This is a genomic window from Massilia sp. METH4, from assembly GCF_037094685.1.
Taxonomy (GTDB): Bacteria; Pseudomonadota; Gammaproteobacteria; order Burkholderiales; family Burkholderiaceae_D; genus Rugamonas.
The window spans coordinates 5,860,749-5,884,138 of sequence record NZ_CP146614.1 but is presented as its reverse complement, the minus strand read 5'-3'; the positions used below and the strand labels follow the sequence as shown (position 1 = coordinate 5,884,138).

The window sequence follows — 23,390 nt, the reverse complement described above, 5'->3', positions numbered from 1 at the left end:
CGGTGTCCGAACAATAAGACAGGGAGACACACCAGGCATGGCACGTCGCGTATCACTGCGCGGGACCCCGCGCGCGCCCCGAATATCCCGTATTCCGCTCAACGGGCTGATTATTTTCCTGCTCGCCTTCCTCGCCGCCGCGGTTGGCGCGTGCGGTTCGGCCGCAGCCCGGGAACATGCAGAAAAGTATGGGTTGTACGAAGTCATGCTGAAAGGCAAGGACGCCGGCAACCCCTTCATCGACCTTGAACTGACCGCCACCTTCACCCAGGGCGCGCAGCGTTACACGCCGGACGGCTTCTACGACGGGGACGGCACATACCGCGTACGCTTCATGCCGCCGACGGCTGGCGAGTGGACGTACACGACGCACAGCAACCACCCCGACCTCGATGGAAAAACGGGCTCCTTCACCGCCGTCGAGGGCGGCAACAGGGGACCGGTACGCGTTGCCAACGTCCATCATTTCGCCCATGCGGACGGTACGCCGTTCTACCCGTTCGGCACCACGATCTACGAGTGGGCGTTCCAGCCGGAGGCAAGGAAGCTCGAAACCCTGGCCACGCTGAAGAAGGGACCGTTCAACAAGGCGCGCATGCTGGCCGTGCCGCCCTACAAGCCGAACTACATCGACGGGCCGGGCAAGCTGACCGACTTCCCGTTCGTCGGCACGTCGCGCGACGACTTCGACTTCTCGCGCTTCAATCCCGCATACTTCAGGAGCCTGGAGCGGGACGTAAAGCGCCTGTCCGACCTGGGCATCCAGGTCGACCTGATCCTGTTCCGGCCCTACGACAAGGGCAAGTGGGGCTTCGACACGACGAGCGACGCCGTCAACCAGCGCTTCGTGCGCTACATGGTGGCGCGCTTCGCGGCGTTCCAGAACATCTGGTGGAGCCTGGCCAACGAGAACAGCTACATCAGGCATCTCTCGGACGAAGACTTCGACCGCTACTTCCAGATCGTGCAGCAGTACGACCCCTACAACCATCTGCGCTCGATCCACAACGCCGACCGCATCTACGACTACAACAAGCCGTGGGTCACGCATGTGAGCCTGCAGTACTACAACGCGGTGAAGGTGTTCGGCGTGTCGCCGCTGCTGCGCGACATCTACCGCAAGCCCATCGTGCACGACGAGATCAACTACGAAGGCAATTCGGCGAGCCGCTGGGGCCAGCTGTCCGGCGAGGAATTGTCGCACCGGTTCTGGATCGCGCTCGTCGGGGGCGCCTATGCCACGCATGGCGAAGTGTTGGAGAATGGCTGGATCAGCGGCGGCGGCCACCTGGCCGGTACCAGCCCCGCACGCATCGGCTTCCTGCGCCAGATCGTCGAGGCGGGGCCGGAAGGCGGCCTGAAACCGATCGACCAGCTGTTCGTGATGAACGCCGCCGGCAAGGCGGGCGATTATTACCTGTACTACTTCGGCGAGGATAGGCCCACCGAGTGGCCGTTCGTGCTGCCGGTGGCCGGGCTGCGCAAGGGCATGCGGTTCAGGGCCGACATCATCGACACGTGGAACATGACGGTCGTGCCCGTGCCCGGCACGTTCGAGATCGGCGAACTGCCGCGCTACCGCGCGGCGGACGTGAAGAACCGTTCCATCAAGCTGCCCGGCAAGCCGTACATGGCGCTGCGCATCCAGCGCGTGGGCGAAATTCCACATGGCCCGACGGCGGCTACGCCGGGTGCGGCGGCGGACGACTGATCAACCGTGTATCACCGGCGCCGCCGCCACGCGACGAGGCGGCGCCGTGGCCGTGCCTGCCGGCACGGCATCCGTCGCACCAACCCATCCGGAGCACCTATGAAAAGTGGCAGCAGAAAAATGGGAAACAAAAGACGCGCAACACTGAAACTGATCACGATGTCCGCCATGCTGGCCGCGCTCGGCCCGGGCGGCACGGGCCTGGCCCGCGCCGCCTCGACGCGCTCGGTCATTCTCGACCAGGCGAGCAACCCGGTGTATGGATTGCTGAACAATTACAGGAGCTGGCTGAGCAAGCTGGCCGACCCTGCCGCCGCGCTGGCCGCCGACCGCGCCAAGGCCGACAATATCGTCACGTGGCAGATGCCGCACGGCGGCTTCTACAAGGACCCGTCGTGGTATGCCGCACCGTGGAACGGCTCGGCGAAGCGCTCCGGCTGGACGGGCGCGAACGGCGTGGAACTGGGCACGATCGACAACCAGGCCACCGTGAGCGAGATCATGTTCCTGGCCGACGTGTATCGCCGCAGCGGCGCCACGAAGTATCGGGACAGTGCCCGCAAGGCGCTCGACTTCCTGCTGACGATGCAGTACGCGTCCGGCGGCTTCCCGCAGGTCCATCCCGCGCGCACGGGCACCACGTATTCGAACCACGTGACGTTCAACGACGACGCGATGGTGCGCGTGCTGGTGCTGTTCGACCAGGCGAACAAGCGCAAGGCGCCGCTCGACGGCAGCGTGTTCAGCAGCACGCAGCTGACGAAGCTGGAACCGGCGATCGAAAAGGCGGTGGGCTTCATCCTGAAGGCGCAGATCGTGCAGGGCGGCCTGCCCACCGTGTGGTGCGCGCAGCATGACCCGGTCAGCTACGTGCCGCGCGGCGCCCGCTCCTATGAGCTGCCTTCCAAGAGCGGCTCCGAGTCGGCGCGCATCGTGCAGTTCCTGATGACCCGTCCGCAGACTCCCGCCGTGGAAACGGCCGTGCGGGCCGCGCTCGACTGGTACCGCAATCCCCGCACGCAGATCTTCGACACGATCTACGACCGGAGCGGGGCGCAGGCCACCAACACGTCGCCGTTCGTGCAGAAGATCGGCGCGCCGCCGCTCTGGTACCGCTTCTACGACCTCGATGTTGACCGTGGCTTCTTCAGCGGCCGCCTGCCCACCGACAATCCGCCGGGTACCGGCAAGCAGTACGACATCATGCTGGTCGAGCCGGAACGGCGCTACGGCTACCAGTGGGCCGGCGAGTATGGCAAGGCGCTGCTCGCCTATGCCGCCCAGGTAGGGTACTGACGCTTCAATGAGCGGCGCCGGCCGGCACCGGCGCCCCTTGCGCTTTCGACGGAGTACACCATGACGTATCGCCTGAAAAACCTGCTCATGTTCCTGTGCGCGGCTGCCGCGCTGCTGCACGCGGCGCCGCCTGCCACGGCGCAGGAAACGCGGCACCGCATCATCGTCTCGACCGATATCGGCGGAACCGATCCGGACGACGACCAGTCGATGGTGCATCTGCTGGCCTATGCCGACCTGTTCGACATCGAGGCGCTGGTTTCCTCGCCGTTCGAATCCGATGGCGGCCGCGCCAGCGACATCCTGGAGGTGATCGCCGAGTATGAAAAGGATTATCCGCGGTTCAAGCGCCACTCGCCGCGCTACCCCGCGCCGGCCGCGCTGCACGCGATCACGAAGCAGGGCGAGACCGGCTCGACGGGCCTGCGCGGCTGGGGCGTACCGACCGCAGGATCGCAGGCCATCGTGGCGGCGGCGCGGCGCGACGATCCGCGGCCCCTCTGGGTACTCGCCTGGGGCAATATCAGCGACGTGGCGCAGGCCCTGCACGACGCGCCCGACATCAAGGCAAGATTGCGCGTGCACTGGATCGGCGGCCCGAACAAGAAGTGGGGCCCGGCCGCCTACGACTACATCGCGCGCGAACACCCGGACCTGTGGATCATCGAATCGAATTCCACATACCGCGGCTGGTTCGTGGGCGGCAACCAGCAGGGCGACCTGGGCAACACGGCCTTCGTCGCGCGCCACCTGAAGGGCCATGGCGCGCTGGGCGACTACTTTGCCGGCCACCTCGAGGGCACGATCAAGATGGGCGACACGCCTTCCGTGACCTACCTGCTGGGCGACGCTCCGCTCGATCCCGGCCGCGATTCCTGGGGCGGGCGCTACGTGCGCGCCTGGGAACGCCAGCGCACCACGTTCGACCGTCCCACGAGCGCGGCGGACAAGGTGGAAGCGTTTTCCGTCGTGGAATTCAAGCTGGCCAGGGACGCGCTGCCGGTGGCCACGAGCAAGCTCTTCATCGACGGGCAGTCGTTTCCCGGTCACCGCCACGAGGATGGCACGTGGCGCTTCCTGTTCTCGCCGAAGGAGGCGAAGACGTTCGTCTACGAGATCCGCAGCGACAAGCCCGGCGTGGCGCCCATTGCCGGGGCGTTCACGGCGGTGATGCCGGCTGCGGGCAGGGCGCCGTCGCCGAAGTACCCGAACTGGTGGACGGACGATCCCGACCCGCGCGTGGCCGAAGGCGTGCACCAGGGGGCGAAGACGGTGAGCCGCTGGCGCGAGGCGTACCTGGCCGACTTTGCCAGGCGGATCGCCCGTGCCGGCGAGCGGCGGTGACTACAAAAATGTAGGAACACGTGTAGCTGATCGATGTATTAATATTGTCGGTCTGCTCCTGAACCGGATAACACGATGACCGAAACGAACTCGACTGCCCAGAACAAGCAAGCCAGCAACCAGGCCGGTAACCAGGCCAACAACCAGGCCAACAGCCAGGCCAACAATACGCCCCTCGACATGATCATCTTCGGCGGGATGGGCGACCTGGCCATGCGCAAGCTGCTGCCGGCGCTGTACATGGCCCATCTGCACGGCAACCTGCCGCCCGCCACCCGCATCATCTCGACCGGGCGCCAGAGCTTCGACCGCGCCGCCTACCTGAACTTCGTCGAGGAACACTCGCGGTCCTTCATCAGCGGCGGCAACTTCACGGAAGAGGCATGGCGCGGTTTCCTGCAGCTGCTCGAGTTCGTTCGTGTCGACGTGCAGCAGGATGACCTGTCCGCCCTGGCCGCCGCCTCGCGCGCCGGCGCCGAGCGCGTGTTCTACCTGTCCACCGCGCCGTCGCTGTTCACGACCATCTGCGAAAAGCTGGCCGCCGCCGGCCTCGTTGACAGCCAGGCGCGCGTGGTGCTGGAAAAGCCGCTGGGCAGCGACCTGGCCTCGGCCGTGGAGATCAACGAAGCGGTGGGCAAGTACTTCGCCGAATCGCAGATCTACCGCATCGACCATTACCTGGGCAAGGAAACCGTGCAGAACCTGATGGTGCTGCGCTTCGGTAACTCGATCCTGGAACCGCTGTGGCGCGCGCCGAACATTTCCAGCGTGCAGATCACGGTGGCGGAGGAAGTGGGCGTGGGCAGCCGCGCCGGCTTCTACGACGGCACCGGCGCGATGCGCGACATGGTGCAGAACCACCTGCTGCAACTGCTGTGCATCGTAGCGATGGAACCGCCGGCCTCGCTGGCGCCGGACGCGGTACGCGATGAAAAGCTGAAAGTGCTGCGCTCGCTGCGCCGCTTCAACCTTGCCACGATCGCGCGCGACACCGTGCGCGGCCAGTACATCCGGGGCGCCAGCGGCAACCAGGAAGTGCCCGGCTACCTGGAGGAGAAGAACGTGCCGCCGGACAGCAGTACGGAAACCTTCGTGGCGCTGCGCACCTATGTCGACACGTGGCGCTGGTCCAAGGTGCCCTTCTACCTGCGCACCGGCAAGCGCATGGAGCGCCGCTCGTCGAAGATCGTGGTGGAATTCGCCAACCCGCCGTTCCCGCTGTTCCCGGAAACTACCGGCGGCGTGGCCAACCGGCTCGTGATCGAGCTGCAGCCGGAAGAGGCGATCAAGCTGCAGGTGATGGCCAAGCAGCCCGGCAGCGGCATGAACATGCAGCAGGTGGCGCTGAACCTCGACCTGCACTCGGCCTTCACGGAGCGCCGCGCGGAAGCCTACGAGCGCCTGCTGATCGACGTGGTGCGCGGCCGCCTCACCCACTTCATGCGCCGCGACGAGCTGGAAGCGGCCTGGGAATGGGCCGACCCGATCATCGACGGCTGGGCCACGCTGGCCGAGAAGCCGCGGCCGTACGCTGCCGGCACGATGGGCCCGGCGGAATCGTTCGCGCTGCTGGCGCGGGATGGGTTCTCCTGGGTGGCATGACCCGACGGTGCCCGCCGGCGTAGTCGTCGGTGTCGGACACCATTTCCGCGGGAAATGGTGTCCGACACCGGTTTTCCTCTGCGCTTGCCGACTTCGGCCGGGAAAACCGGTGTCAGACATCAGGAAACGGTGTCCGACACCAGCGCGCTGGCGCCGCTGACTCTTTCGTACTCACCGCGCCAGCAGGTGCGGCCCCACTTCGCGCAGCGACTTCACGCCGGTCAGCACCATATTGGTCCGGATATCCTTCTCCATGATGGCCAGCAGCTTCGCGATGCCGGCTTCGCCCTGCACCGCCAGCGCGTAAACGAAGGCGCGTCCCAGCAGCACGCCGTCCGCCCCCAGCGCGAGCAGCCGGAACACGTCGGTGCCGGTGCGCGCGCCGCCGTCGGCGAAGATCGTCATTTTCCCCTTTACCGCCTCGGCGATGGCCGGCAGTGCCCTGGCCGTCGACAGCGCGCCGTCGAGCTGGCGGCCGCCGTGGTTCGACACCACCACGCCATCGGCACCGAAGGCCAGCGCGTCGCGCGCGTCGTCCGGCTCCAGGATGCCCTTGATGATCATCGGGCCTTCCCACTCGTCGCGGATCCATTGCAGGTCCTGCCAGCCGATCGCCGGGTCGAAGTTGGCACCCAGCCAGCCGATATAGTCCGCCAGCCCGGTCGGATTGCCCCGGTAGGCGGAGATATTGCCCAGGTCGTGGGGGCGGCCGAACAGGCCCACGTCCCAGGCCCAGCGCGGGTGCGTGATGGCCTGCAGCATGCGGCGCAGCGGGCCGTTCGGGCCGCTCATGCCGCTGTGGGCGTCGCGGTAGCGCGCGCCCGGTACCGGCATGTCCACGGTGAATACGAGGGTCGAGGCGCCGAGCGCCTTGGCGCGCTGCAGAACGTCGCGCATGAATGCGCGGTCCTTCAGCACGTACAGCTGGAACCAGATCGGCTTGTCGGCGGCGGCCGCCACCTCCGCGAGCGGGCAGACGGACACGGTGGACTGGATGAACGGGATATGCCGCTTGCACGCGGCGCGCGCCGCCTGCACCTCGCCGCGCCGCGCATACATGCCGGTCAAGCCCACCGGGGCGAGGGCGATCGGCAGCCCATAGCGCTTGCCGAACCATTCCGTGGACAGGTCGAGCTCCTCGGAACCCTTCAGCACGCGCTGGCGCAATTTCACCTGCTGGAGGTCGGCCACGTTGGCCGCCAGCGTCTGCTCGGCGCCGGCGCCGCCATCGAGGTAGTGGAACAGGAAGGGCGGCAGGCGGCGGCGCGCCGCCTCGCGGAAATCGGTTGCTGAAGAGATGATCATGTGGTCTGCGATTGTGGATGGCGGTGGCGAGCGGACGCGGCGCGCCGTTTCACCGAACCGTCAATTGTAGTGCTGCAGCGGGAGAAGAGCGGTCAAAAAGATGATCGTTGCGGCAGCCTGGCCGCCCCGGCGCGGCACGTGTGAAACGGTCATGCGGCCGGCCGGCGCGCCGCCGCGGTCAGCCCGCGCGCGGCGGGTCCTCGATGAACAGCGCCGTCGTCGCGCCCACGGCGCACAGCATCATCACGTACCACGCCGGCGCCAGCGGCTGCGTCTTCAGCAGCAGCGTGACCATCACGGGCGTAAGGCCGCCGAAGACGGCGTACGACAGGTTGTACGAGAACGACAGGCCGGAAAACCGCACGGCGGCCGGGAAGGCGCGCACCATCACGGCCGGCACGGCGCCGACCACGCCGACGGCAAAGCCCAGCAGCGCATACAGCGGCAGCAGCAGTTCGGGGCTGGCGCGCAGCGTGGTGTAGAACGCGTAGGTGCAGGCGGCCAGCAGCGCCGCGCCGCCGAGCAGCACGCGGCGCGCACCCAGCCGGTCCGCCAGCGCGCCGGCCACCACGCAGCCCAGCGCCAGGCACAGCGTGGCCACCGTGTTGGCGGACAGCGCGGTGGGCGCGTCGAAGCCGTAGACCTTCTGCAGCAGGGCAGGGGTCATCAGGATCACGACCACGATGCCGGCCGAGAGCATCCACGTCAGCAGCATCGAGACCGCCACGGCGCGGCGGTGGCCGCGCAGCACGGCTTTCAACGGCAGCTCGGCGGCCAGCGCCTTGCGCCGCTGCAGCTCCGTGAACACGGGCGTCTCATGCAGCCAGCGGCGCAGGAACATCGCGCCCAGGCCGAACACGCCGCCCAGCAGGAAGGGGATGCGCCAGGCGAACTGCGTTACCTGCTCGGGCGTGAAGGCGCTGTTGATGGCGGTGGCCATCAGGGAGCCGAGCAGGATGCCACACGTGAGGCCCGCGGTCAGCGTGCCGCAGGCGAAGCCGATGCGCCGTTCCGGCACGTGCTCGGAGACGAATACCCAGGCGCCGGGCACCTCACCGCCCACGGCCGCGCCCTGCAGCACGCGCATCAGGAGGAGCAGCAGCGGCGCGGCCAGGCCGGCGGCGGCATAGGTGGGCAGCAGGCCGATGGCCAGCGTGGGCAGGGCCATCAGCAGGATCGACAGGTTGAACATCTTCTTGCGGCCCAGCAGGTCGCCGAAGTGCGCCATGACCATGCCGCCCAGCGGGCGCACGATGTAGCCGGCGGCGAAGATGCCGAAGGTCTGGAACAGCCGCAGCCAGTCCGGCATGGCGGGCGGGAAGAACAGCGCGCCGATGGTGGTGGCGAAGAAGACGAAGATGATGAAATCGTAGAATTCCAGCGCGCCGCCCAGGGCGGCCAGGGACAGGGTCTTGTAGTCCTGGCGTGTCAGTGAGCGGCTGGCCGGGCTTGCGGTGCCGATTGGCGCGGCGGCCGTTTCATGTGCTTGCATCGTTGCTGGTCTCGTGGTGTCGGACCCGGCATATTATAGGGGCAAGGTATAGGGGAAAGGCAGGGCGGCCGGCGTCAGGGCCGCGGGGCCATCCCTTCGGTGGGATATTTCTCCAGAAAATCGCGGAAGCGGCGGCCCGCGAACGCCGCGCCGGCCACGCGGTCGAAGCGGGCGATAGTGTCCCGGTCGGCTTTCGCCGAATACAGCATGAAGAACGAACGCGGCGGCATCGGCAGGCGCAGTACGCGCATGGGCAGGCCCATGGTCTGGACGTAGTAGCGCGGCGAGTAGCCGTTCTCGAAGTAGGCCGCGTCGATGGCGCCGGTCTGCACCAGCCGCAGGGCGTGCACCTGCCAGTTCGCCCCTTCGATCCGGCGCCAGCGCGCGCCTGACCTGAGCAAGCCGCCGGAGATGGCCGGACCGGCGATCCAGGCGATTTCGAGGCCGGCGAGCTGGTCGAGCGAGCGCACGGCCCGCAGTGGCGCGTCGTCGCGCAGTGCGAGATGAGGCTGGGAGTGCAGGTAGGTCCAGGTGGACGCCCTCGTGCCCGGTTCGCGCAGGGCGTCGCCGCTGGCCACGAGCATCACGTCGAGCGAACCGTTACGCAGGCCGCCCACCGCCTCGTGTACCGACATTGCGGGCATCCACCGCAGCGGCACGCCGGCCGGCACGACTTCCCGCTCCAGGTAGTCGCGCAGGGCGCCGCGTATCGGCCGGTCCCGGTCGCCCAGTACCAGCGGCGCCACGACGAAGCCGCCGACGCGCAGCGGCGCGGCGGCGAGGCTGGCGCAGGCGGCGGCCAGCAGGACAACGATGCAGCTCGAGAGCGGGCGGAACATTGTCGCATTGTAGTCCTGCCCGGCCCATGGACCGGCGCCCGATTGATGGTAGCGCTACGGCCCAGCATGGCGGGATGCGCCGGCTTGACTGCGAAATTTGCAACTAACCGAATGTCCTCGACGAAGCGGCTCACGGCAACGGTCAACGAAGGATCGCGCGCCCGGCTTGCAGGGCAGGGCGCGCGGCCTGCAAGGAAACACTTCCGCCCGTCCTTGCCTTTGGGTTAAGATGCGCGCCTGGGTGCGTTCTTCCCCCCTCGGGGAAGACGTTAAACGGGAAACCGGTGACACCGCGACAAGCGGTCATTCCGGTGCAGCCCCCGCTGCTGTAAGCCTGACGGACTCCGCCAACAATGCCACTGCGATGTCGCCATCGCGGGAAGGCGCGGACGAAGAATGACGGCGAGCCAGAATACCGGCCCGGAAATGCCAGCATCGTTCCCCGGGGTGACGGGAAGCCGCTGTCGAAGCGGCGTGCCGTCCCCGGCCCCGTCTCGACCGTCCATCCATCCCCCGCCGATGCTCTTATCGACCATTCGACGGGAGGATTCGAATGCACATCATGGAAGGATTCCTGCCGCCCGCGCACGCGCTGGGCTGGACGGCGGTTTCCGCGACTTTCCTGGCCTGGGGCCTGCGCGCGATGGCGCGCGACCTGCGCGCTTACCCGCAGCGCCGCATGCTGTTCGGCGTGGCCGCCGCCTTTGCCTTCCTGCTGTCCGCGCTCAAGCTGCCATCGGTCACGGGCAGCTGTTCGCACCCCACCGGCGTGGGGCTGGGCGCGCTGCTGTTCGGGCCCGCCGCGATGGTGCCGGTCGGCTTCGTGGTGCTGCTGTTCCAGGCGCTGTTGCTGGCCCATGGCGGCTTGACGACGCTGGGCGCCAACGTATTTTCGATGGCCGTCGTCGGCCCCTTCGCGGCGTATGCCGTGTTCCGCGTGGCCGCCACCCTGGGCCTGTCGCGCTCGATCGCCGTGTTCGCGGCGGCTTGCCTGGGCGACCTCGCCACCTATGCCACCACGTCGCTGCAACTGGCGTGGGCTTTTCCCGATCCGGTCGGCGGCATCGGCGCGTCGTTGGCGCGCTTTGCCGGCATCTTCGCGCTGACACAGGTGCCGATCGCCATCAGCGAAGGCTTGCTGACGGTGCTCGTGGTGAACGCGATCGCCCGCTTCGAAGGCGATGAGCTGCGTGCCGCGCCGGTGTTCGCGCATGGTACGAAGGAGGCCGCATGAAAGCGCGCACCGCGGTGCTGTGGCTGGCGATCGTGCTGCTGACGGTGCTGCCACTGTGGCTGGCCGGCGGCGCCGCGTTCGGCGGTGCCGACGACCTGGCGCGCCAGGCGGTCGGCGCGCTGGCGCCCGGCTACGAGCCGTGGTTCGCGCCCGTGTTCGAGCCGGCCAGCGGCGAGATCGCCTCGCTGCTGTTCGCCCTGCAGGCCGCGCTGGGCGCGGGCGTGATCGGCTACTGGCTCGGGCTGTCGGTGGGCCGCGAGCGCGCCGGCGCGCAGCGGCGGATCGATGTTGGTAGCGATGTTGGTAGCGATGTGGATGGCGATGCGGATTGAAATGGCGGCCTACGCCAGCCGTTGGCGCGCTGTCGCGCCGTCGGCCAAGGCACTGTTCGCGCTGGCCGCCATCGTCGCTGCCGGGCTGGCGCGCACGCCGGTAGTGCTGGCCATGCTGGTCGCGGTGCCTGTCCTCGCCGCGCTGCTGGGTGCGCGCATACCGCCGCGCGCATTCCTCGCCGCGGCGGCGGCGCCGCTCGGCTTCCTCGTGCTCGCCTGCGCCACGACGCCGCTCGGCCCCGATGCCCATGGCCGCTGGCAGTGGAACGCCGCCATGCTGCCGGCGGTCGGCCACGTGGCGCTGCGTTCGCTGGCCGCGCTGGCGGCCTCCCTCGGCTTCGTCATGGCCACGCCGCTGCCGGACCTGCTGGCACTGCTGCGCCGCCTGCACACCCCCGAACTGCTGCTCGACCTGATGGCGCTGTGCTACCGCATGCTGTTCGTGCTGCGCCAGGCCTGGAGCGAGGGCGTGGCCGCGCAAGCCGCACGGCTGGGTCACCACGGCTGGCGCCAGGCCTGGCGCTCGACAGCGATGCTGGCGGGCCACATGGCGCAGCAGTCGTGGCAGCGCGCGGCGGCGCTGCAGGCGGCGGCGGACTCCCGCTCGTACACGGGCACGCTGCGTTTCCTGCCGGCCGCGTTCCCCCATGAGCGCCGCCAGAACGCGCTGGCCCTGCTGGCGGGCGCCGCGATGGTCGCGCTGGCCTTGGGAGACCGCTGGTGAGCGGGGTTCCGATCCTCGCGCTGGCTGGCGTCGACCATGTCTACCCGGGTGGCGGCGGGCTGCGCGAATGCAGCCTGGCCTTCGCGCGCGGCCGCCGGCATGCACTGCTGGGCGCCAACGGCGCGGGGAAATCCACCGTGTTGCGGCACCTGAACGGCCTGCTGCGGCCGACCGCCGGCGAGTTGCGCCTGGATGGCAGGGCCGTCGCCCACGATCGCGCCGGGCTGGCCGCGCTGCGCCGCCGGGTCGGCCTCGTGTTCCAGGACCCCGACCGCCAGCTGTTCGCCGCCCATGTCGGGGAAGACGTGTCGTTCGGCCCCCTCAACCTGGGCCTGGACGAGGCCACGGTGCGCGCCCGCGTGGAGGCGGCGCTCGACGCGGTCGGCATGCGCGAACACGCCGACCGTGCCGTGCACCACCTGAGTTTCGGCCAGAAGAAGCGCGTGTGCATCGCCGGCGTGCTGGCGATGGAGCCGGGCGTGCTGCTGCTGGATGAGCCGATGGCCGGGCTGGACGCGGCCATGCAGGCTGGCCTGGCCGCGCTGCTCGACCGGCTGGCGGCGCGCGAGGTGACGGTGGTGCTGTCCACCCACGACGTCGATTTTGCTTTCGGCTGGGCCGACGAGATCCACCTGCTGGCCGGGGGCCGCTGCATCGTCTCCGGCGCCGCGGCGGAGCTGGCCGCGCGTGCCGACCTGCTCGAAGCGGCCGGCCACCGCCCACCGCTGGCGGCCGCCTTGCACGCCGAACTGGCGGCGCGTGGCCTGCTTGCCGCCCACCCGCTGTCCAGGACCGTGCCGGCGCTGCTTGCGGCACTGCGCGCACCGCAGGGACCAACTACGCGGGGAGCAACGACGCAGGGAGCAACGAGGCAGGGAGCAACCACGCAGGGAGCAGCTACGCAAGGACCAAATACGCAAGGAGTAACAACGACATGACGAACGCCGAATCGGGCAACAACATGGGCAAGGTCTGGTTCGTGGGCGCCGGCCCCGGCGACCCCGAACTCATCACGGTCAAGGGCCGCCGGCTGCTGGCGGAGGCGGGCGCCGTGCTGTTTGCCGGCTCGCTGGTCGACCGCGCGGTCACCCTGTACGCGCCGCCCGGCTGCGCGATCCGTGACTCGAAGGACATGACGCTGGAAGAAATGACGGCCTGGCTGGTCGAGCAGGCGGCCAGGCACGGCACCGTGGTGCGCCTGCAGACGGGCGACCCCGGCCTGTATGGCGCGCTGATCGAGCTGGCGCGGCCGCTGGCCGCCGCCGGCATCGGCTGGGCGGTGGTGCCGGGCGTGTCGTCGGCGATGGCGTCCATGGCCGCGGCTGGCGAATCGCTCACGCTGCCCGAGGTGACGCAGAGCGTGATCTTCACCCGCGTGGAAGGGCGCACGCCGATGCCGGAGGGCGAAGACCTGGCCAGCCTGGCGGCGCACCGCACCACGCTGTGCATCTTCCTGTCGATCACGCTGCTGCACAAGGTCGAGACGGCGCTGCGCGCGGCCGGCTGGCCGGAGGACGCGCCGATGCTGGTGGTGCACAAGGCCAGCTGGCCCGGCGAGGAAAAGATCCTGCGCGGCACGCTGGCCGACATCAAGGCGCGCTGCCGCGCCGCCGGCGTCGCCAGCCAGGCCATGATCGTGGCCAGCCCCACGCTGGGCGCGCTGCACTGGGAAACGCTGGCCCGCTCGAAACTGTACGACCCCACCTTCACCCATCGATTCAGAAAGGCAAGCGCATGAACGCACCCATCCCGATCCAGCCGGCCACGAGCCCGGCGGACGACATCATCCTCATCGTGGGCCACGGCTCGCGCGAGGAATCGGGCAACCGCGAGATCCGCGAGTTCGCCGACCAGTGGCGTGTCCGCCAGCCGGGCTGGCGCATCGAGCTGTGCTTCATCGAATTCGCGCCGCCCGAGCTGAACGCCGCGCTGCTGGCCGCCGCCCGCCAGGCGCGCCGCGTGCTGGTCGTGCCCCTGGTCCTGAACGCCGCCGGCCATGTGAAGATGGAAATCCCCGAGGCGATCGAAGGCGCGCGCGCTGCCTGCCCGCAGGCCGAAATCCTGCTCGCGCCGCACCTGGGCGCCAGCGACCCGGTGCTGGCCGTGCTGAAGCGGCGCCTGCGCGGCGCCATGAAGGCGCTGGACATGCCCGACCCCACCACGACCGGCGTCGTGCTGCTGGGCCGTGGCTCCTCGGACCGCGCGGCGAACGGCGAGATGGCGAAGATGGCGCGCTGGCTGCTGGAAGAGGGCGACCATGAACTGGTCGACCTGGCGTTCACCGGCATCACCTGGCCACGGCTGGAAAAGGCCGTGCAGCGGCAGGTGCTGCTGGGCATGCGGCAGGTCGTCGTGCTGCCGTATTACCTGTACACGGGCACCCTGATGCAGCGCATCCACCGGCAGGTGGAGCACCTGCGCGCGCAATATCCCCAGGTGCGCTTCGCCTGCACCGAGCATTTCGGCTTCGAACCGGAAATCTTCGCGCTGATGGAACAGCGCGTGGCGGACCTGCGCGCGGGCCGGCCGGACAGCCGCCTGCCGTGCGACGGTTGCAGCTACCGCGAGATCGCCCACGACCTCGGCCACGGCCACTCGCATGCGCACACGCACGAGCATCACCACGATCACGCTCACGCTCACGACCACGATCACAATCACGACCACAATCACGCTCACGCTCACGCTCACGCTCACGCTCACGGGCACGCGGAGGTGCCGGCATGAGCACGGTGAACACCGTCACCGAGCAGCTCACGCGTGCCGGCCAGGTCATCGAGCACGACAGCTTCGCCATCATCGACGCGGAGGCGGGCGAGCATGCGTACACGGCCGCCCAGTGGCCCATCGTGCGCCGCATGATCCATGCGAACGCCGACTTCGACTTCAACGGCTTGACCCACTTTCATCCGGACGCGGTGGAGGCGGGCATCCGCGCCATGCTGGCCGGCGGCACGCCCGTGGTGGCCGATGTCGAGATGATCTGCTCGGGCCTGTCCCGCCCGCGCCTGGCGCACTTCGGCATGCACACGTACCAGTTCATCAGCGATGCCGACGTGATCGACGCGGCCAGGCGGGAAGACACCACGCGAGCGGTGCAGGCGATGCGCAAGGCGCACCGCCTGGGCCTGATGGACCGCGCGATCGTCGGCATCGGCAACGCGCCCACGGCGCTCATCGAACTGGTGCGGCTGATCCGCGAGGAGGGCGTGCGGCCGGCCCTGGTCGTCGGCATGCCGGTCGGCTTCGTATCCGCGGCCGAGTCGAAGGATCTCATGGCCGAGGTCAATGAGGTGCCGTGGATCGTCATCCTCGGCCGGAAGGGCGGGTCCACGCTCGTGGTCGCGGCGCTGCACGCGCTGCTGGCACTGGCCGAGGCGCGGCAGAAGTCGCAGGAGCTGGCGTGAAAGACAAGGCCGCGGAACGGGGCACGCGCACGGGATTCACCACCGGGGCATGTACCGCCGCGGCCGCGCGCGCCGCCGTGCTCGGCCTGGTGACTGGCCGCGTTCCCGAACAGGTGGAAGCGCTGCTGCCCAACGGCAGCCGCGTCGTCTTCACCGTGCACGACGGACGTTGCGGCGACGGCCGCGCCCATGCGATGGTAATCAAGTTCGCCGGCGACGATCCGGATTGCACCGATGGCGCCCATCTCACCGTCGACCTGCGGCTGCTGCCCGGCGAGGCCGGCGCCGTCACCTACATGGCGGGCGACGGCGTGGGCACCGTCACGATGAAGGGCCTGGGCCTGGAAGTGGGCGGTCCCGCGATCAATCCGGTGCCGCGCACGAATATCGCCGACAACCTGCGCGAGGCGGCACCCGCGCTGCTGGCCGCGCACGGCGTCGAAGTCACGGTCAGCGTGCCGGACGGGCAAACGATGGCGAAGAAGACGACCAATGCGCGGCTGGGCATCCTGGGCGGCATCAGCATCCTGGGTACCACCGGCATCGTCAAGCCTTATTCGACGGCCGCCTGGCGCGCCAGCGTCGTGCAGGGCGTGCAGGTGGCGGCCACCGCCGGCCATGGGCTGGTGGCGCTGACCACCGGCGGCCGCACCGAAACGTTCGCCATGGCGACCCTGCGCGGCGAGCGCCCCGAACTGCCGTCGGCCTCCTTCGTGCAGATGGGCGATTTCCTGCGCTACGCCCTTGATGAGGCGGTCGCGCAGGGCATCGGCCTCGTGGTGCTGGCCGTCATGGTCGGCAAGCTCACCAAGATCGCCCAGGGCGAGACGATCACCCATGCGAACCGCAGCGAAGTCGATACCGACCTGGTGGCCGAGATCGGCCGGCGCATCGGTGCCAGCGCGGAGGATTGCGCTGCCATGGCCGCTGCCGAGACGGCGCGCTTCGGCGCCGAGCTGATGGTCGAGCGCGGCCTCGGCGACGCCTTCCACCGCGCGCTGGCGCAGGCGGCCATCGATACCCTGACCGCGCCGGACCGCTATGGCCACGCTTTTCAATTGCGCGTGCTGGTCTGCGATTTCGCCGGCCAGCTGGTGGCCGACGTCTGGTCCGACCCGGCGCTGCCCCGCGAACGCCCGGCCAGTGCCGGCCGCACCGGCGTGGCCCACATCGCCGACACCTGATCACTATGAGTCCCCGAATGGATACTGTTACCAAAGACCCGAACCCCTGCCGTGTCATCGGCGTGCTCGACGACGGCGCGGCCAGCCTCAGCCCGGCAGCGCTGGCGCACGTGCGCAGCGCCGACGTGGTGATCGGCGGCGCCCGCACACTGGCGCTGCTGGAGGCGGAATTGAAAAGCGCCAGCGTGCGGCACGACCTGACGGGGCGCCTGAAGCAGGTGCCCGACTGGGTGCGCGCCGCGCGCGCCGACCACCTGCACTGCGTGGTGCTGGCCACCGGCGACCCGCTGTGCCACGGCATCGCTCCCTACCTGGCGCAGCACCTGTGCGTGCAGGCGTTGGACATCCTGCCCAACCTGTCGACCCTGCAACTGGCCTGTGCCCGCATCGGCCTGGCCTGGCACGATGCGCGCATCGTCTCCGTGCATGCGAAGGATGCCGGCGAGTGGCGGCGCGGCGCCGCGCCCGGCCACGGCCTGTACGGCCTGGCGCAGGCGCTTCGCGCCGAAGCGCGGCTGCTGGTGCTGACGAGCCCAGACAACAGCCCCGATCGCATCGCCCGCCTGCTGCTGGCCGAGGGCCTCGGCGAGGAGTTCCTGATGGCGGTGGCGGAGAACCTGCTGCAGCCGGAAGAGCGCGTGCTGGCCGAACTGACGCCGCAGGAGGCGGCGGGCATGCGCTTCGCCGCGCTGAACGTCGTGCTGCTGTGGCGCGTGGCGCCGGTTGCGCGCCCGGTGCGCTTCGGCCTGGCCGACAGCGCCTTCGCGCAACGCCAGCCCGAGAAGGGCTTGATCACCAAGCAGGAAGTGCGCGCCGTGAGCCTGGCGCGCCTCCAGCTGCGCGACGACAGCGTGGTTTGGGATATCGGCGCCGGCTCCGGCTCCGTGGGGCTGGAAGCGGCGCGCCTGTGCCCGCGCGGCCACGTCTTCGCGATCGAGAAGAACGAGGCGGACCACGCGATCGCCGCGCACAACCACGCCGCCTTCGGCGTCAGCAACTACACGCTCATCCACGGCAAGGCGCCGGATGGACTGGATGCCTGGCCCGACCCGGACGCCGTGTTCATCGGCGGCTCCGGCGGCGAACTGGCCGCGCTGATCGCCCAGGTGCTGGACCGCCTGCGGCCCGGCGGCAACCTGGTGATGAATTTCGTGACCTTGGAAAACCTGGCCACGGCCACCGCCGCCTTGCAGGCACTCAAAGCGTCGCCAGAAAACGAGAACGGCTCAGCTTGTGTCTCGTGGGGTCAGACCCCAGGGACACGAGCTCAACAGGAGGTGACTTGGGACGTGCTGCAACTGCAGGCGGCCCGCAGCAAGCCGATCCTGCACATGCACCGCATGGCGGCCGAGAATCCCGTCTGGATCGTCTGCGCGCGGAGGGTGGCATGAGTGTGGACAAGAGCGCGGACAAGAACGCGGGCACCCTGTGGGGCATCTCGCTGGGCCCCGGCGATCCCGGCCTGATCACCCGCGCCGCCTGGGCGGCGCTGGAGCGGCGCGATGCCGTGTGGGTCTACCCGGCCCGCAGCGGCAAGACGCCCAGCTACGCGCTCGACATCGTGACCCGTGCCGGGCTGGCGCCGCCGGAAGAGCACGCGCTGCTGCTGTTCCCGATGACGCATGACGGCGAAAAGCTGGCGCGCGCCTGGTTGCGCGCCGCCGAGACCGTGCTGCCGTGGCTGCGTGCCGGGCGCGACGTGCTGTTCCTCGTCGAAGGCGACGCCAGCACCTATGCCACGTTCGGCCACCTGGCGCGCACCGTGCGCGCCCTCGACCCGGCCATCCCCATGCAGGTGATCGCCGGCGTGAACGCGTTCACGGCCGCCTGCGCCGCGGCGGACACGCCGTTCGCCGAGCAGGACGACACGGTGGCCATCGTGCCGGCCGCCTACGGCGTGAGCGCCGTCGACCGCCTGCTGCCCGACTTCGACACGCTCGTGCTGATGAAGGTAAAACCCATCCTGGACGAGTTGATCGACTGGCTGGAACGGCGCGGCCTGCTGGCCGGCGCCCATTTCATCGAGCGCGTGGGCGCGCCGGACGAGCGGCGCATCGGCGGCGAGGGCATCCTCGCGCTGCGCGGCGCGAAGGTCAGCTACCTGTCGCTGCTGCTGGTGCGCCACCCGCACCGCATCCGCGGCGAACGCATCAAGGGTTGCCTGCGCAAGGGCAGCCCGTTCCCATCAACCACGGAGGAAGCATGACCAAGGAGGAAACATGAACCAATGCGCCGACACCACCCCGCGCCTGTGCCTGGTGGCGATCACGAAACACGGCGCCGCGCAGGCCGCGCGCCTGGCTGCCGAGCTGCCCGAAGCCGATATCTGCGCGGCCGCGAAGTTCGCCGCCGCGTTCGACGGCCTGCCGAACCGGCTGCGCAGCTATGACGGCGCGATGCGCGACGAGATCGGCCCGCTGTTCGCCGGCTATGACCAGATCGTATTCTTCGTTTCGCTGGGCGCCGTCGTGCGCCTGATCGCACCGCACTTGCGCAGCAAGGATGAAGACCCGGGCGTGATCGTGGTTGACGATGCGGGCCAATACGTGATCCCGGTGCTGTCGGGCCACGTGGGCGGCGCGAACGAATGGAGCGAGCGCGTGGCCGCATTGCTCGGCGCGGCACCGGTGCTGACCACCGCGTCCGACGTGGGCCGTACCATCCCCGTCGACATCCTGGGCCGCCACCTGGGCTGGAGGGTGGAGGCGCCGAAGATCAACGTCACCCGCGTGTCGGCGCACGTGGTGAACGGCGAGCCGATCGCCTTCGTGCAGGAAGCGGGCAGCCCCGACTGGTGGACCCGCCCGACGCCGCTGCCGGACAACATCCACCGCTACAGCCGCCTGACCGACGTGCCGCTGGATCGCTATGCGGCCTTGCTGTGGGTCACGCATGCCGACGTGCCGGCAGAGCGCTGGCAGGCGCTGCATGAGCGGCTCGTGGTCTACCGCCCGCCGGTGGAGGGCACGCAGTGAAGCTGTACACCGTGGGCCTGGGTTGCGACCGCGGCGCGGCCCTGGAAACCGTGCGCGAAGCCGTGCACGCCGCGCTGGCCGAAGCGGGCGCCACGCCCGGCCAAGTGCTGGCCGCGGCCACCATCGTCATCAAGCAGGACGAGGCGGCGCTGCTGGCCATCGCCCGCGAACTTGACTGGCCGCTGCGCTTCTACGCGGCCCACGAGCTGGCCGCCGTGCCCGTGCCGCATCCGTCGGAGACCGTGCTGCGCCATACGGGCACGCCGTCGGTCAGCGAGGCGGCCGCGCTGCTGGCCGCCGGGCCGGGCACACCGATGTCGGCGCTCGTCGTCGAAAAATACAAATACCGGGGCGCGGATGGCCGTCATGCCACCGTCTCGATCGCCAGGAAGGAACCATGAACGATTCATTGCAGACAGCAGCGCAGGCACCAGCGCAGGCACAAACACAAGCCGGCAAGATCATGCTGGTCGGCATAGGCCCCGGCAGCGTGGACCACATGACCGCCCGCGCCCGCGCCGCCATTGCCGAAGCGGACGTCGTGATCGGCTACGTCACCTACATCAAGCTGGTGGTCGATCTCCTCGAAGGCAAGGAAATCATCCGCAAGTCGATGACCGAGGAACTCGACCGCGCCGTCAGCGCCCTGGAAGCGGCGCGCGCGGGCAAGAAGGTGGCACTGATCTCGTCGGGCGACGCGGGCGTGTACGGCATGGCCGGCCCCACCTACGAGGTCCTGTTCCAGTCGGGGTGGACGCCGGACGACCCGGTGCAGGTGGAAATCGTGCCCGGCGCCTCGGCGCTGAACAGCTGCGCGGCCCTCGTCGGCGCGCCGCTGACGCACGACTTCTGCGCCATTTCCCTGTCCGACCTGCTGACGCCGTGGCCGACGATCGCGCGCCGGCTGGACGCCGTGGCGATGGCCGACTTCGTGGTGGCACTGTACAACCCGAAGAGCGGCCGGCGCACGCGCCAGATCGTCGAGGCGCAGCGCCTGTTCCTGCGCCACCGCCGGGCGGACACGCCGGTGGCGATCGTGAAAAGCGCCTACCGGCGCCGCGAGAACATCGTCTTCACCACGCTGGACAGCATGGCCGATGCCGATATCGGCATGCTCAGCACCGTCCTGATCGGCAACAGCAATACCTTCGTGCGCAATGGCCTGATGGTCACGCCGCGCGGCTATGCCAATAAATACGACATGGAAGAGGGCGGCACCACCCGCGAAGGCGAGAAGGCGGGGCGTTCGCTGTCCACCGGCCTGCTGGGCTGGCTGGACACGCTGCAAGCCGAGCACGCGGCCGGCGCCAGCGTGGAAGCGCTGGCGCAAAGCCACCGCCTGCCCGCCGACTACATCCGCGCCACGCTCGCCGAACCGTGGCAGGACGAGGCCACCGATACCGTGGAGGGCGAAGCATGAGCGAGGCAGTCGTGAAACCGAAGATCGGCAGCTACCACCGCCACCTGCTGGTGTGCACCGGCCCCCGCTGCAGCGCCGACGGTGCCTCGCAGGCGCTGTTCGACAGCCTGGGCGAGAAGTTGAAGGCCGCCGGGCTGGCGGCCGGCGACCTGCGCGTCAAGCGCAGCCGCGTCAGCTGCTTTGCCGCCTGCAAGGGCGGCCCCATCGTCTGCGTCCAGCCGGATGGCACGTGGTACTACAATGTCACGGAACAGAACATGGACCGTATCATCGAGGAACACCTGTGCCAGGGAAGGAAGGTCGGGGAGCTGGTGTTTCATCAGCACGGCCAGCCATGCGCGGATTCATGATCGCAACGGTCAATTATCGTTGAGTGCAAGGCCAAGCCTACGGGGGAGAAAAGAATGCCAAAGAAAACCGGGAAGACGGCCGCCGGGGGCGTGAGCTGGCATCGGCTGGCATGGTGGCTGATCGGCGCGCTGGTTGTCATCGTGCTGGGCATCTTTGCGCTGTCGCGCGGCGGCAAGGTCAGCCTGACGCCGAAGAAGGTCGAGATCACCACGACCGCACCGAAGGCGACAGCGACGCCTGAGCCGGACGTGGCGCAGACGGCGCGGGCGACAGGCGACAAGGCGCGTGCCGCAAATGCAGCAGGGAACATCAATGAAGGCCAGTCCGCGGCACGCACCGCCGGGGACAAAGCGGACAGCAAACCGGCGAATGGAAAGGTTCGCCAGGAAGCGGTCGCCAGCGGCACCGGCAGTGAAGCCCTCAATGCCGGCGGCAACATCAACCTTGAATAAGATGCGCCTGCGCACTGCCTTCGCCGCAATTCTTGGCCTGCATGGCGCCGTCGCGCTTGCCCAGCAGGCGCCACCTCAACCGTCGCAATCGGCAATTGCCAGTGGCGCTCGATCCCAGGCCTACAATGCAGGGCGCGACATTACGTTCAACAATGTGTATTTGAACGAGCCTCGGAAATCCTCGCTCGAGGTCGTTGGGTCGAAAGTGGCGATCACTTCCGCTTACCTTGTCCCTTCGATGCATTTCTATGGACAGTTGGAAACGGTGCAGGGCAGGCCGACGGCGCCAGATTTTCGCGACGGTGCTTTTCTTTGCGTCGAGGTAGCAAATATCAGTTCGCAGCCTTTGCTCGTGACCGCGGTGAAGCTGGACGTGATTTCGCCGCAGCAGGTGCGCAGCAAGCTGCGTCACTGGGGGAGCTGCCCTGGTGAGGACGTCAATTCGGTATCTCCTGAATGCATGCTGCAGCCGGGCCAGCGCAAGAAGTGGTTGCTTGAGAAAGGCATCACGATTCCCGGCATGACGGAATTTCTGAAGCGGCAGGGCGACGAGTTTATTTTTGACCACTTTAGACCCCGGCTTACCAGCAATGACTTCGTCATCGAGCGCTTCAACCAATTCCTGCGGACGGTTGGAGAAAAAACCACACTGAAGGTAAGTATCTTCGAGCTCAACTATAAGCCAATCCTGCTTGGCCACTTTCAACTTGCCAGCGGCAAGGATCTTTTCCATTCGGCGCCGACACTGAAAAAGGGTGGCAGGCACGGCGACATGCTTGTCTACCCGCTGCAGCACGACGCGTTTCTCGGTGAAGCACTCAGCCAGCTGAAAGCGGACAAGACAGAGACGCCAAGCACATCGTGCACGACTTCGACGGAAACGGCATCCGGAACGCGCGAACAATAGGTATCAACGACCGCAGAGGCAAGTGGCGGGCCAGGTCACCGCGTGCCCCAGGCATTCTCATACACGATCTCCCCCAGCTCGCGCCGGCGGTCCCACCGCTCCATCTGCAGCATCGGCTCCGGATAAAACTCCTCCACATGCCCCACGCACAGCAGCGCGATGGGGCGGCTCCCCTCCGGCATGCCGCACAGCGTGCGCACGTGCTCCGGATCGAACAGCGACACCCACCCCGCGCCGATCCCCTCCGCGCGGGCGGCGAGCCAGAAGTTCTGGATCGCGCACGCGGCCGAGGCCAGGTCCATTTCCGGCATCGTGCGGCGCCCGAACACGTAGCGCTCGCGACCGTCAACGAGGCCGACCACGAGCAGCTCGCCGCAGGACAGGATGCCTTCCACCTTGAGCCGCATGAATTCGTCGGCCCGCTCGCCCATCGCCTCGGCCGTCAGCGCGCGCTCGGCGTCGACGTGGGCGTGCAGGGCGCCGCGCAGCGCCGTGTCGGTGATGCGCAGGAAGCGCCATGGCTGCATGTAGCCGACGCTGGGCGCGCAGTGGGCGGCCTCGATGAAGCGCGCCAGTTGCGCGGGCTCGATCGGGTCGGGGCGGAAGTGGCGCATGTCGCGGCGTTCGCGGATCGCGCGGTAGACGCCGTCGATGGCGGCCTGGTCGTATCGGTGCGGATGGGTCATCTGTCACATGGAACAAGTGGTGGGCGGCGGGCTGTACCGTGCTGGCGCAACTGTAACGGAAACGGCGCAGTTCCGCCTCCCTGATCCACGCAAGCAGCATGGCACGCGATTTGCTATGAAGAATTGTTC

24 protein-coding genes and 1 riboswitch are annotated in these 23,390 nt (G+C 68.6%); of the genes, 20 read left to right on the top strand and 4 right to left on the bottom strand.

What is annotated here, in order from left to right:
* The first annotated feature begins 205 nt into the window (after positions 1-205).
* From V6Z91_RS25780 to zwf, 4 genes are all read left to right on the top strand, one after another.
* A complete protein-coding gene (locus V6Z91_RS25780) occupies positions 206-1,711 on the top strand; it encodes a DUF5605 domain-containing protein (RefSeq protein WP_338762999.1) in 1,506 nt (501 codons plus the stop codon).
* A 120-nt stretch (positions 1,712-1,831) separates the two neighbouring features.
* Positions 1,832-3,007 (top strand): pectate lyase, encoded by a 1,176-nt coding sequence (pelA, locus tag V6Z91_RS25775; RefSeq protein ID WP_338762996.1) that lies wholly within the window; start codon positions 1,832-1,834, stop codon positions 3,005-3,007.
* Between the two features lie 60 nt (positions 3,008-3,067).
* The gene (locus tag V6Z91_RS25770) at positions 3,068-4,351 is read left to right on the top strand and encodes a DUF1593 domain-containing protein (protein ID WP_338762994.1); all 1,284 of its coding nucleotides are present in this window, start codon (positions 3,068-3,070) and stop codon (positions 4,349-4,351) included.
* Positions 4,352-4,531: 180 nt separating this feature from the next.
* The gene (gene zwf, locus V6Z91_RS25765; protein WP_338772049.1) at positions 4,532-5,953 is read left to right on the top strand and encodes a glucose-6-phosphate dehydrogenase; all 1,422 of its coding nucleotides are present in this window, start codon (positions 4,532-4,534) and stop codon (positions 5,951-5,953) included.
* Between the two features lie 171 nt (positions 5,954-6,124).
* Here zwf and lldD read toward each other — a convergent pair whose 3' ends face one another.
* The 3 genes from lldD to V6Z91_RS25750 form a co-directional block, all read right to left on the bottom strand.
* Positions 6,125-7,258, bottom strand: coding sequence for an FMN-dependent L-lactate dehydrogenase LldD (gene lldD, locus V6Z91_RS25760; RefSeq protein ID WP_338762991.1), 1,134 nt, complete (start codon positions 7,256-7,258; stop codon positions 6,125-6,127).
* Between the two features lie 178 nt (positions 7,259-7,436).
* Positions 7,437-8,750, bottom strand: a complete 1,314-nt coding sequence (locus V6Z91_RS25755; protein ID WP_338762989.1) for an MFS transporter — start codon at positions 8,748-8,750, stop codon at positions 7,437-7,439.
* Between the two features lie 74 nt (positions 8,751-8,824).
* Positions 8,825-9,589, bottom strand: a complete 765-nt coding sequence (locus tag V6Z91_RS25750; RefSeq protein ID WP_338762987.1) for a hypothetical protein — start codon at positions 9,587-9,589, stop codon at positions 8,825-8,827.
* A gap of 222 nt (positions 9,590-9,811) precedes the next feature.
* Positions 9,812-10,028, top strand: a riboswitch (cobalamin riboswitch).
* 114 nt (positions 10,029-10,142) lie between these two features.
* Between V6Z91_RS25750 and V6Z91_RS25745 the strand changes: the two genes are divergently transcribed.
* From V6Z91_RS25745 to V6Z91_RS25670, 16 genes are read left to right on the top strand one after another with little or no spacing between them, the layout of a single operon-like run.
* Positions 10,143-10,823 (top strand): energy-coupling factor ABC transporter permease, encoded by a 681-nt coding sequence (locus V6Z91_RS25745; protein ID WP_338762986.1) that lies wholly within the window; start codon positions 10,143-10,145, stop codon positions 10,821-10,823.
* Complete coding sequence (locus V6Z91_RS25740; RefSeq protein ID WP_338762984.1) at positions 10,820-11,155, top strand: energy-coupling factor ABC transporter substrate-binding protein; 336 nt, start codon at positions 10,820-10,822, stop codon at positions 11,153-11,155. Before V6Z91_RS25745 ends, V6Z91_RS25740 begins: the two co-directional genes overlap by 4 nt.
* Positions 11,139-11,879 carry a cobalt ECF transporter T component CbiQ gene (cbiQ, locus tag V6Z91_RS25735; protein ID WP_338762981.1) on the top strand — a complete coding sequence of 247 codons (741 nt, stop codon included), beginning with the start codon at positions 11,139-11,141 and terminating at the stop codon, positions 11,877-11,879. Before V6Z91_RS25740 ends, cbiQ begins: the two co-directional genes overlap by 17 nt.
* The gene (locus V6Z91_RS25730; RefSeq protein WP_338762979.1) at positions 11,876-12,817 is read left to right on the top strand and encodes an ABC transporter ATP-binding protein; all 942 of its coding nucleotides are present in this window, start codon (positions 11,876-11,878) and stop codon (positions 12,815-12,817) included. Before cbiQ ends, V6Z91_RS25730 begins: the two co-directional genes overlap by 4 nt.
* Complete coding sequence (gene cobM, locus V6Z91_RS25725; protein WP_338762977.1) at positions 12,814-13,617, top strand: precorrin-4 C(11)-methyltransferase; 804 nt, start codon at positions 12,814-12,816, stop codon at positions 13,615-13,617. Before V6Z91_RS25730 ends, cobM begins: the two co-directional genes overlap by 4 nt.
* The gene (locus V6Z91_RS25720) at positions 13,614-14,606 is read left to right on the top strand and encodes a sirohydrochlorin chelatase (protein ID WP_338762975.1); all 993 of its coding nucleotides are present in this window, start codon (positions 13,614-13,616) and stop codon (positions 14,604-14,606) included. Before cobM ends, V6Z91_RS25720 begins: the two co-directional genes overlap by 4 nt.
* A complete protein-coding gene (locus tag V6Z91_RS25715; protein WP_338762973.1) occupies positions 14,603-15,286 on the top strand; it encodes a precorrin-8X methylmutase in 684 nt (227 codons plus the stop codon). Before V6Z91_RS25720 ends, V6Z91_RS25715 begins: the two co-directional genes overlap by 4 nt.
* Positions 15,283-16,470 carry a cobalt-precorrin-5B (C(1))-methyltransferase gene (locus tag V6Z91_RS25710; RefSeq protein WP_338762971.1) on the top strand — a complete coding sequence of 396 codons (1,188 nt, stop codon included), beginning with the start codon at positions 15,283-15,285 and terminating at the stop codon, positions 16,468-16,470. The genes V6Z91_RS25715 and V6Z91_RS25710 overlap by 4 nt, the downstream gene beginning before the upstream one ends.
* Before the next feature lie 17 nt (positions 16,471-16,487).
* Complete coding sequence (gene cbiE, locus V6Z91_RS25705) at positions 16,488-17,861, top strand: precorrin-6y C5,15-methyltransferase (decarboxylating) subunit CbiE (protein ID WP_338762969.1); 1,374 nt, start codon at positions 16,488-16,490, stop codon at positions 17,859-17,861.
* A complete protein-coding gene (cobI, locus tag V6Z91_RS25700) occupies positions 17,858-18,676 on the top strand; it encodes a precorrin-2 C(20)-methyltransferase (RefSeq protein ID WP_338762967.1) in 819 nt (272 codons plus the stop codon). The genes cbiE and cobI overlap by 4 nt, the downstream gene beginning before the upstream one ends.
* A gap of 13 nt (positions 18,677-18,689) precedes the next feature.
* Positions 18,690-19,445, top strand: coding sequence for a cobalamin biosynthesis central domain-containing protein (locus V6Z91_RS25695; protein ID WP_338762964.1), 756 nt, complete (start codon positions 18,690-18,692; stop codon positions 19,443-19,445).
* Positions 19,442-19,846 (top strand): cobalamin biosynthesis protein, encoded by a 405-nt coding sequence (locus V6Z91_RS25690; protein WP_338762961.1) that lies wholly within the window; start codon positions 19,442-19,444, stop codon positions 19,844-19,846. Before V6Z91_RS25695 ends, V6Z91_RS25690 begins: the two co-directional genes overlap by 4 nt.
* Positions 19,843-20,865 carry a precorrin-3B C(17)-methyltransferase gene (gene cobJ / locus V6Z91_RS25685; RefSeq protein ID WP_338762960.1) on the top strand — a complete coding sequence of 341 codons (1,023 nt, stop codon included), beginning with the start codon at positions 19,843-19,845 and terminating at the stop codon, positions 20,863-20,865. Before V6Z91_RS25690 ends, cobJ begins: the two co-directional genes overlap by 4 nt.
* Positions 20,862-21,215, top strand: coding sequence for a (2Fe-2S) ferredoxin domain-containing protein (locus V6Z91_RS25680; protein ID WP_338762958.1), 354 nt, complete (start codon positions 20,862-20,864; stop codon positions 21,213-21,215). Before cobJ ends, V6Z91_RS25680 begins: the two co-directional genes overlap by 4 nt.
* A 54-nt stretch (positions 21,216-21,269) precedes the next feature.
* Positions 21,270-21,668: a hypothetical protein gene (locus tag V6Z91_RS25675; RefSeq protein ID WP_338762956.1), complete on the top strand. Its 399-nt coding sequence runs from the start codon at positions 21,270-21,272 to the stop codon at positions 21,666-21,668.
* Entirely contained in the window at positions 21,661-22,575 is a 915-nt protein-coding gene (locus V6Z91_RS25670) for a hypothetical protein (protein WP_338762954.1), read from the top strand. Before V6Z91_RS25675 ends, V6Z91_RS25670 begins: the two co-directional genes overlap by 8 nt.
* 35 nt (positions 22,576-22,610) lie before the next feature.
* On the opposite strand, the gene bluB is transcribed toward V6Z91_RS25670, so the two are convergent.
* Entirely contained in the window at positions 22,611-23,261 is a 651-nt protein-coding gene (bluB, locus tag V6Z91_RS25665) for a 5,6-dimethylbenzimidazole synthase (RefSeq protein WP_338762952.1), read from the bottom strand.
* Positions 23,262-23,390: the final 129 nt, after the last annotated feature.

What these genes read in the sequence shown, in the direction of transcription:
- V6Z91_RS25745 (WP_338762986.1), top strand. Translation starts at nt 10,143, where the DNA reads ATGCACATCATGGAAGGATTCCTGCCGCCCGCGCACGCGCTGGGCTGG.
- zwf (WP_338772049.1), top strand. Translation starts at nt 4,532, where the DNA reads ATGATCATCTTCGGCGGGATGGGCGACCTGGCCATGCGCAAGCTGCTG.
- V6Z91_RS25695 (WP_338762964.1), top strand. Translation starts at nt 18,690, where the DNA reads ATGAACCAATGCGCCGACACCACCCCGCGCCTGTGCCTGGTGGCGATC.
- bluB (WP_338762952.1), bottom strand. Translation starts at nt 23,261, where the DNA reads ATGACCCATCCGCACCGATACGACCAGGCCGCCATCGACGGCGTCTAC.
- cbiQ (WP_338762981.1), top strand. Translation starts at nt 11,139, where the DNA reads ATGGCGATGCGGATTGAAATGGCGGCCTACGCCAGCCGTTGGCGCGCT.
- V6Z91_RS25715 (WP_338762973.1), top strand. Translation starts at nt 14,603, where the DNA reads ATGAGCACGGTGAACACCGTCACCGAGCAGCTCACGCGTGCCGGCCAG.
- V6Z91_RS25720 (WP_338762975.1), top strand. Translation starts at nt 13,614, where the DNA reads ATGAACGCACCCATCCCGATCCAGCCGGCCACGAGCCCGGCGGACGAC.
- cobI (WP_338762967.1), top strand. Translation starts at nt 17,858, where the DNA reads ATGAGTGTGGACAAGAGCGCGGACAAGAACGCGGGCACCCTGTGGGGC.
- V6Z91_RS25780 (WP_338762999.1), top strand. Translation starts at nt 206, where the DNA reads ATGCTGAAAGGCAAGGACGCCGGCAACCCCTTCATCGACCTTGAACTG.
- V6Z91_RS25675 (WP_338762956.1), top strand. Translation starts at nt 21,270, where the DNA reads ATGCCAAAGAAAACCGGGAAGACGGCCGCCGGGGGCGTGAGCTGGCAT.
- V6Z91_RS25740 (WP_338762984.1), top strand. Translation starts at nt 10,820, where the DNA reads ATGAAAGCGCGCACCGCGGTGCTGTGGCTGGCGATCGTGCTGCTGACG.
- pelA (WP_338762996.1), top strand. Translation starts at nt 1,832, where the DNA reads ATGGGAAACAAAAGACGCGCAACACTGAAACTGATCACGATGTCCGCC.
- V6Z91_RS25770 (WP_338762994.1), top strand. Translation starts at nt 3,068, where the DNA reads ATGACGTATCGCCTGAAAAACCTGCTCATGTTCCTGTGCGCGGCTGCC.
- cobM (WP_338762977.1), top strand. Translation starts at nt 12,814, where the DNA reads ATGACGAACGCCGAATCGGGCAACAACATGGGCAAGGTCTGGTTCGTG.
- cbiE (WP_338762969.1), top strand. Translation starts at nt 16,488, where the DNA reads ATGGATACTGTTACCAAAGACCCGAACCCCTGCCGTGTCATCGGCGTG.
- V6Z91_RS25680 (WP_338762958.1), top strand. Translation starts at nt 20,862, where the DNA reads ATGAGCGAGGCAGTCGTGAAACCGAAGATCGGCAGCTACCACCGCCAC.
- cobJ (WP_338762960.1), top strand. Translation starts at nt 19,843, where the DNA reads ATGAACGATTCATTGCAGACAGCAGCGCAGGCACCAGCGCAGGCACAA.
- V6Z91_RS25755 (WP_338762989.1), bottom strand. Translation starts at nt 8,750, where the DNA reads ATGCAAGCACATGAAACGGCCGCCGCGCCAATCGGCACCGCAAGCCCG.
- V6Z91_RS25750 (WP_338762987.1), bottom strand. Translation starts at nt 9,589, where the DNA reads ATGTTCCGCCCGCTCTCGAGCTGCATCGTTGTCCTGCTGGCCGCCGCC.
- lldD (WP_338762991.1), bottom strand. Translation starts at nt 7,258, where the DNA reads ATGATCATCTCTTCAGCAACCGATTTCCGCGAGGCGGCGCGCCGCCGC.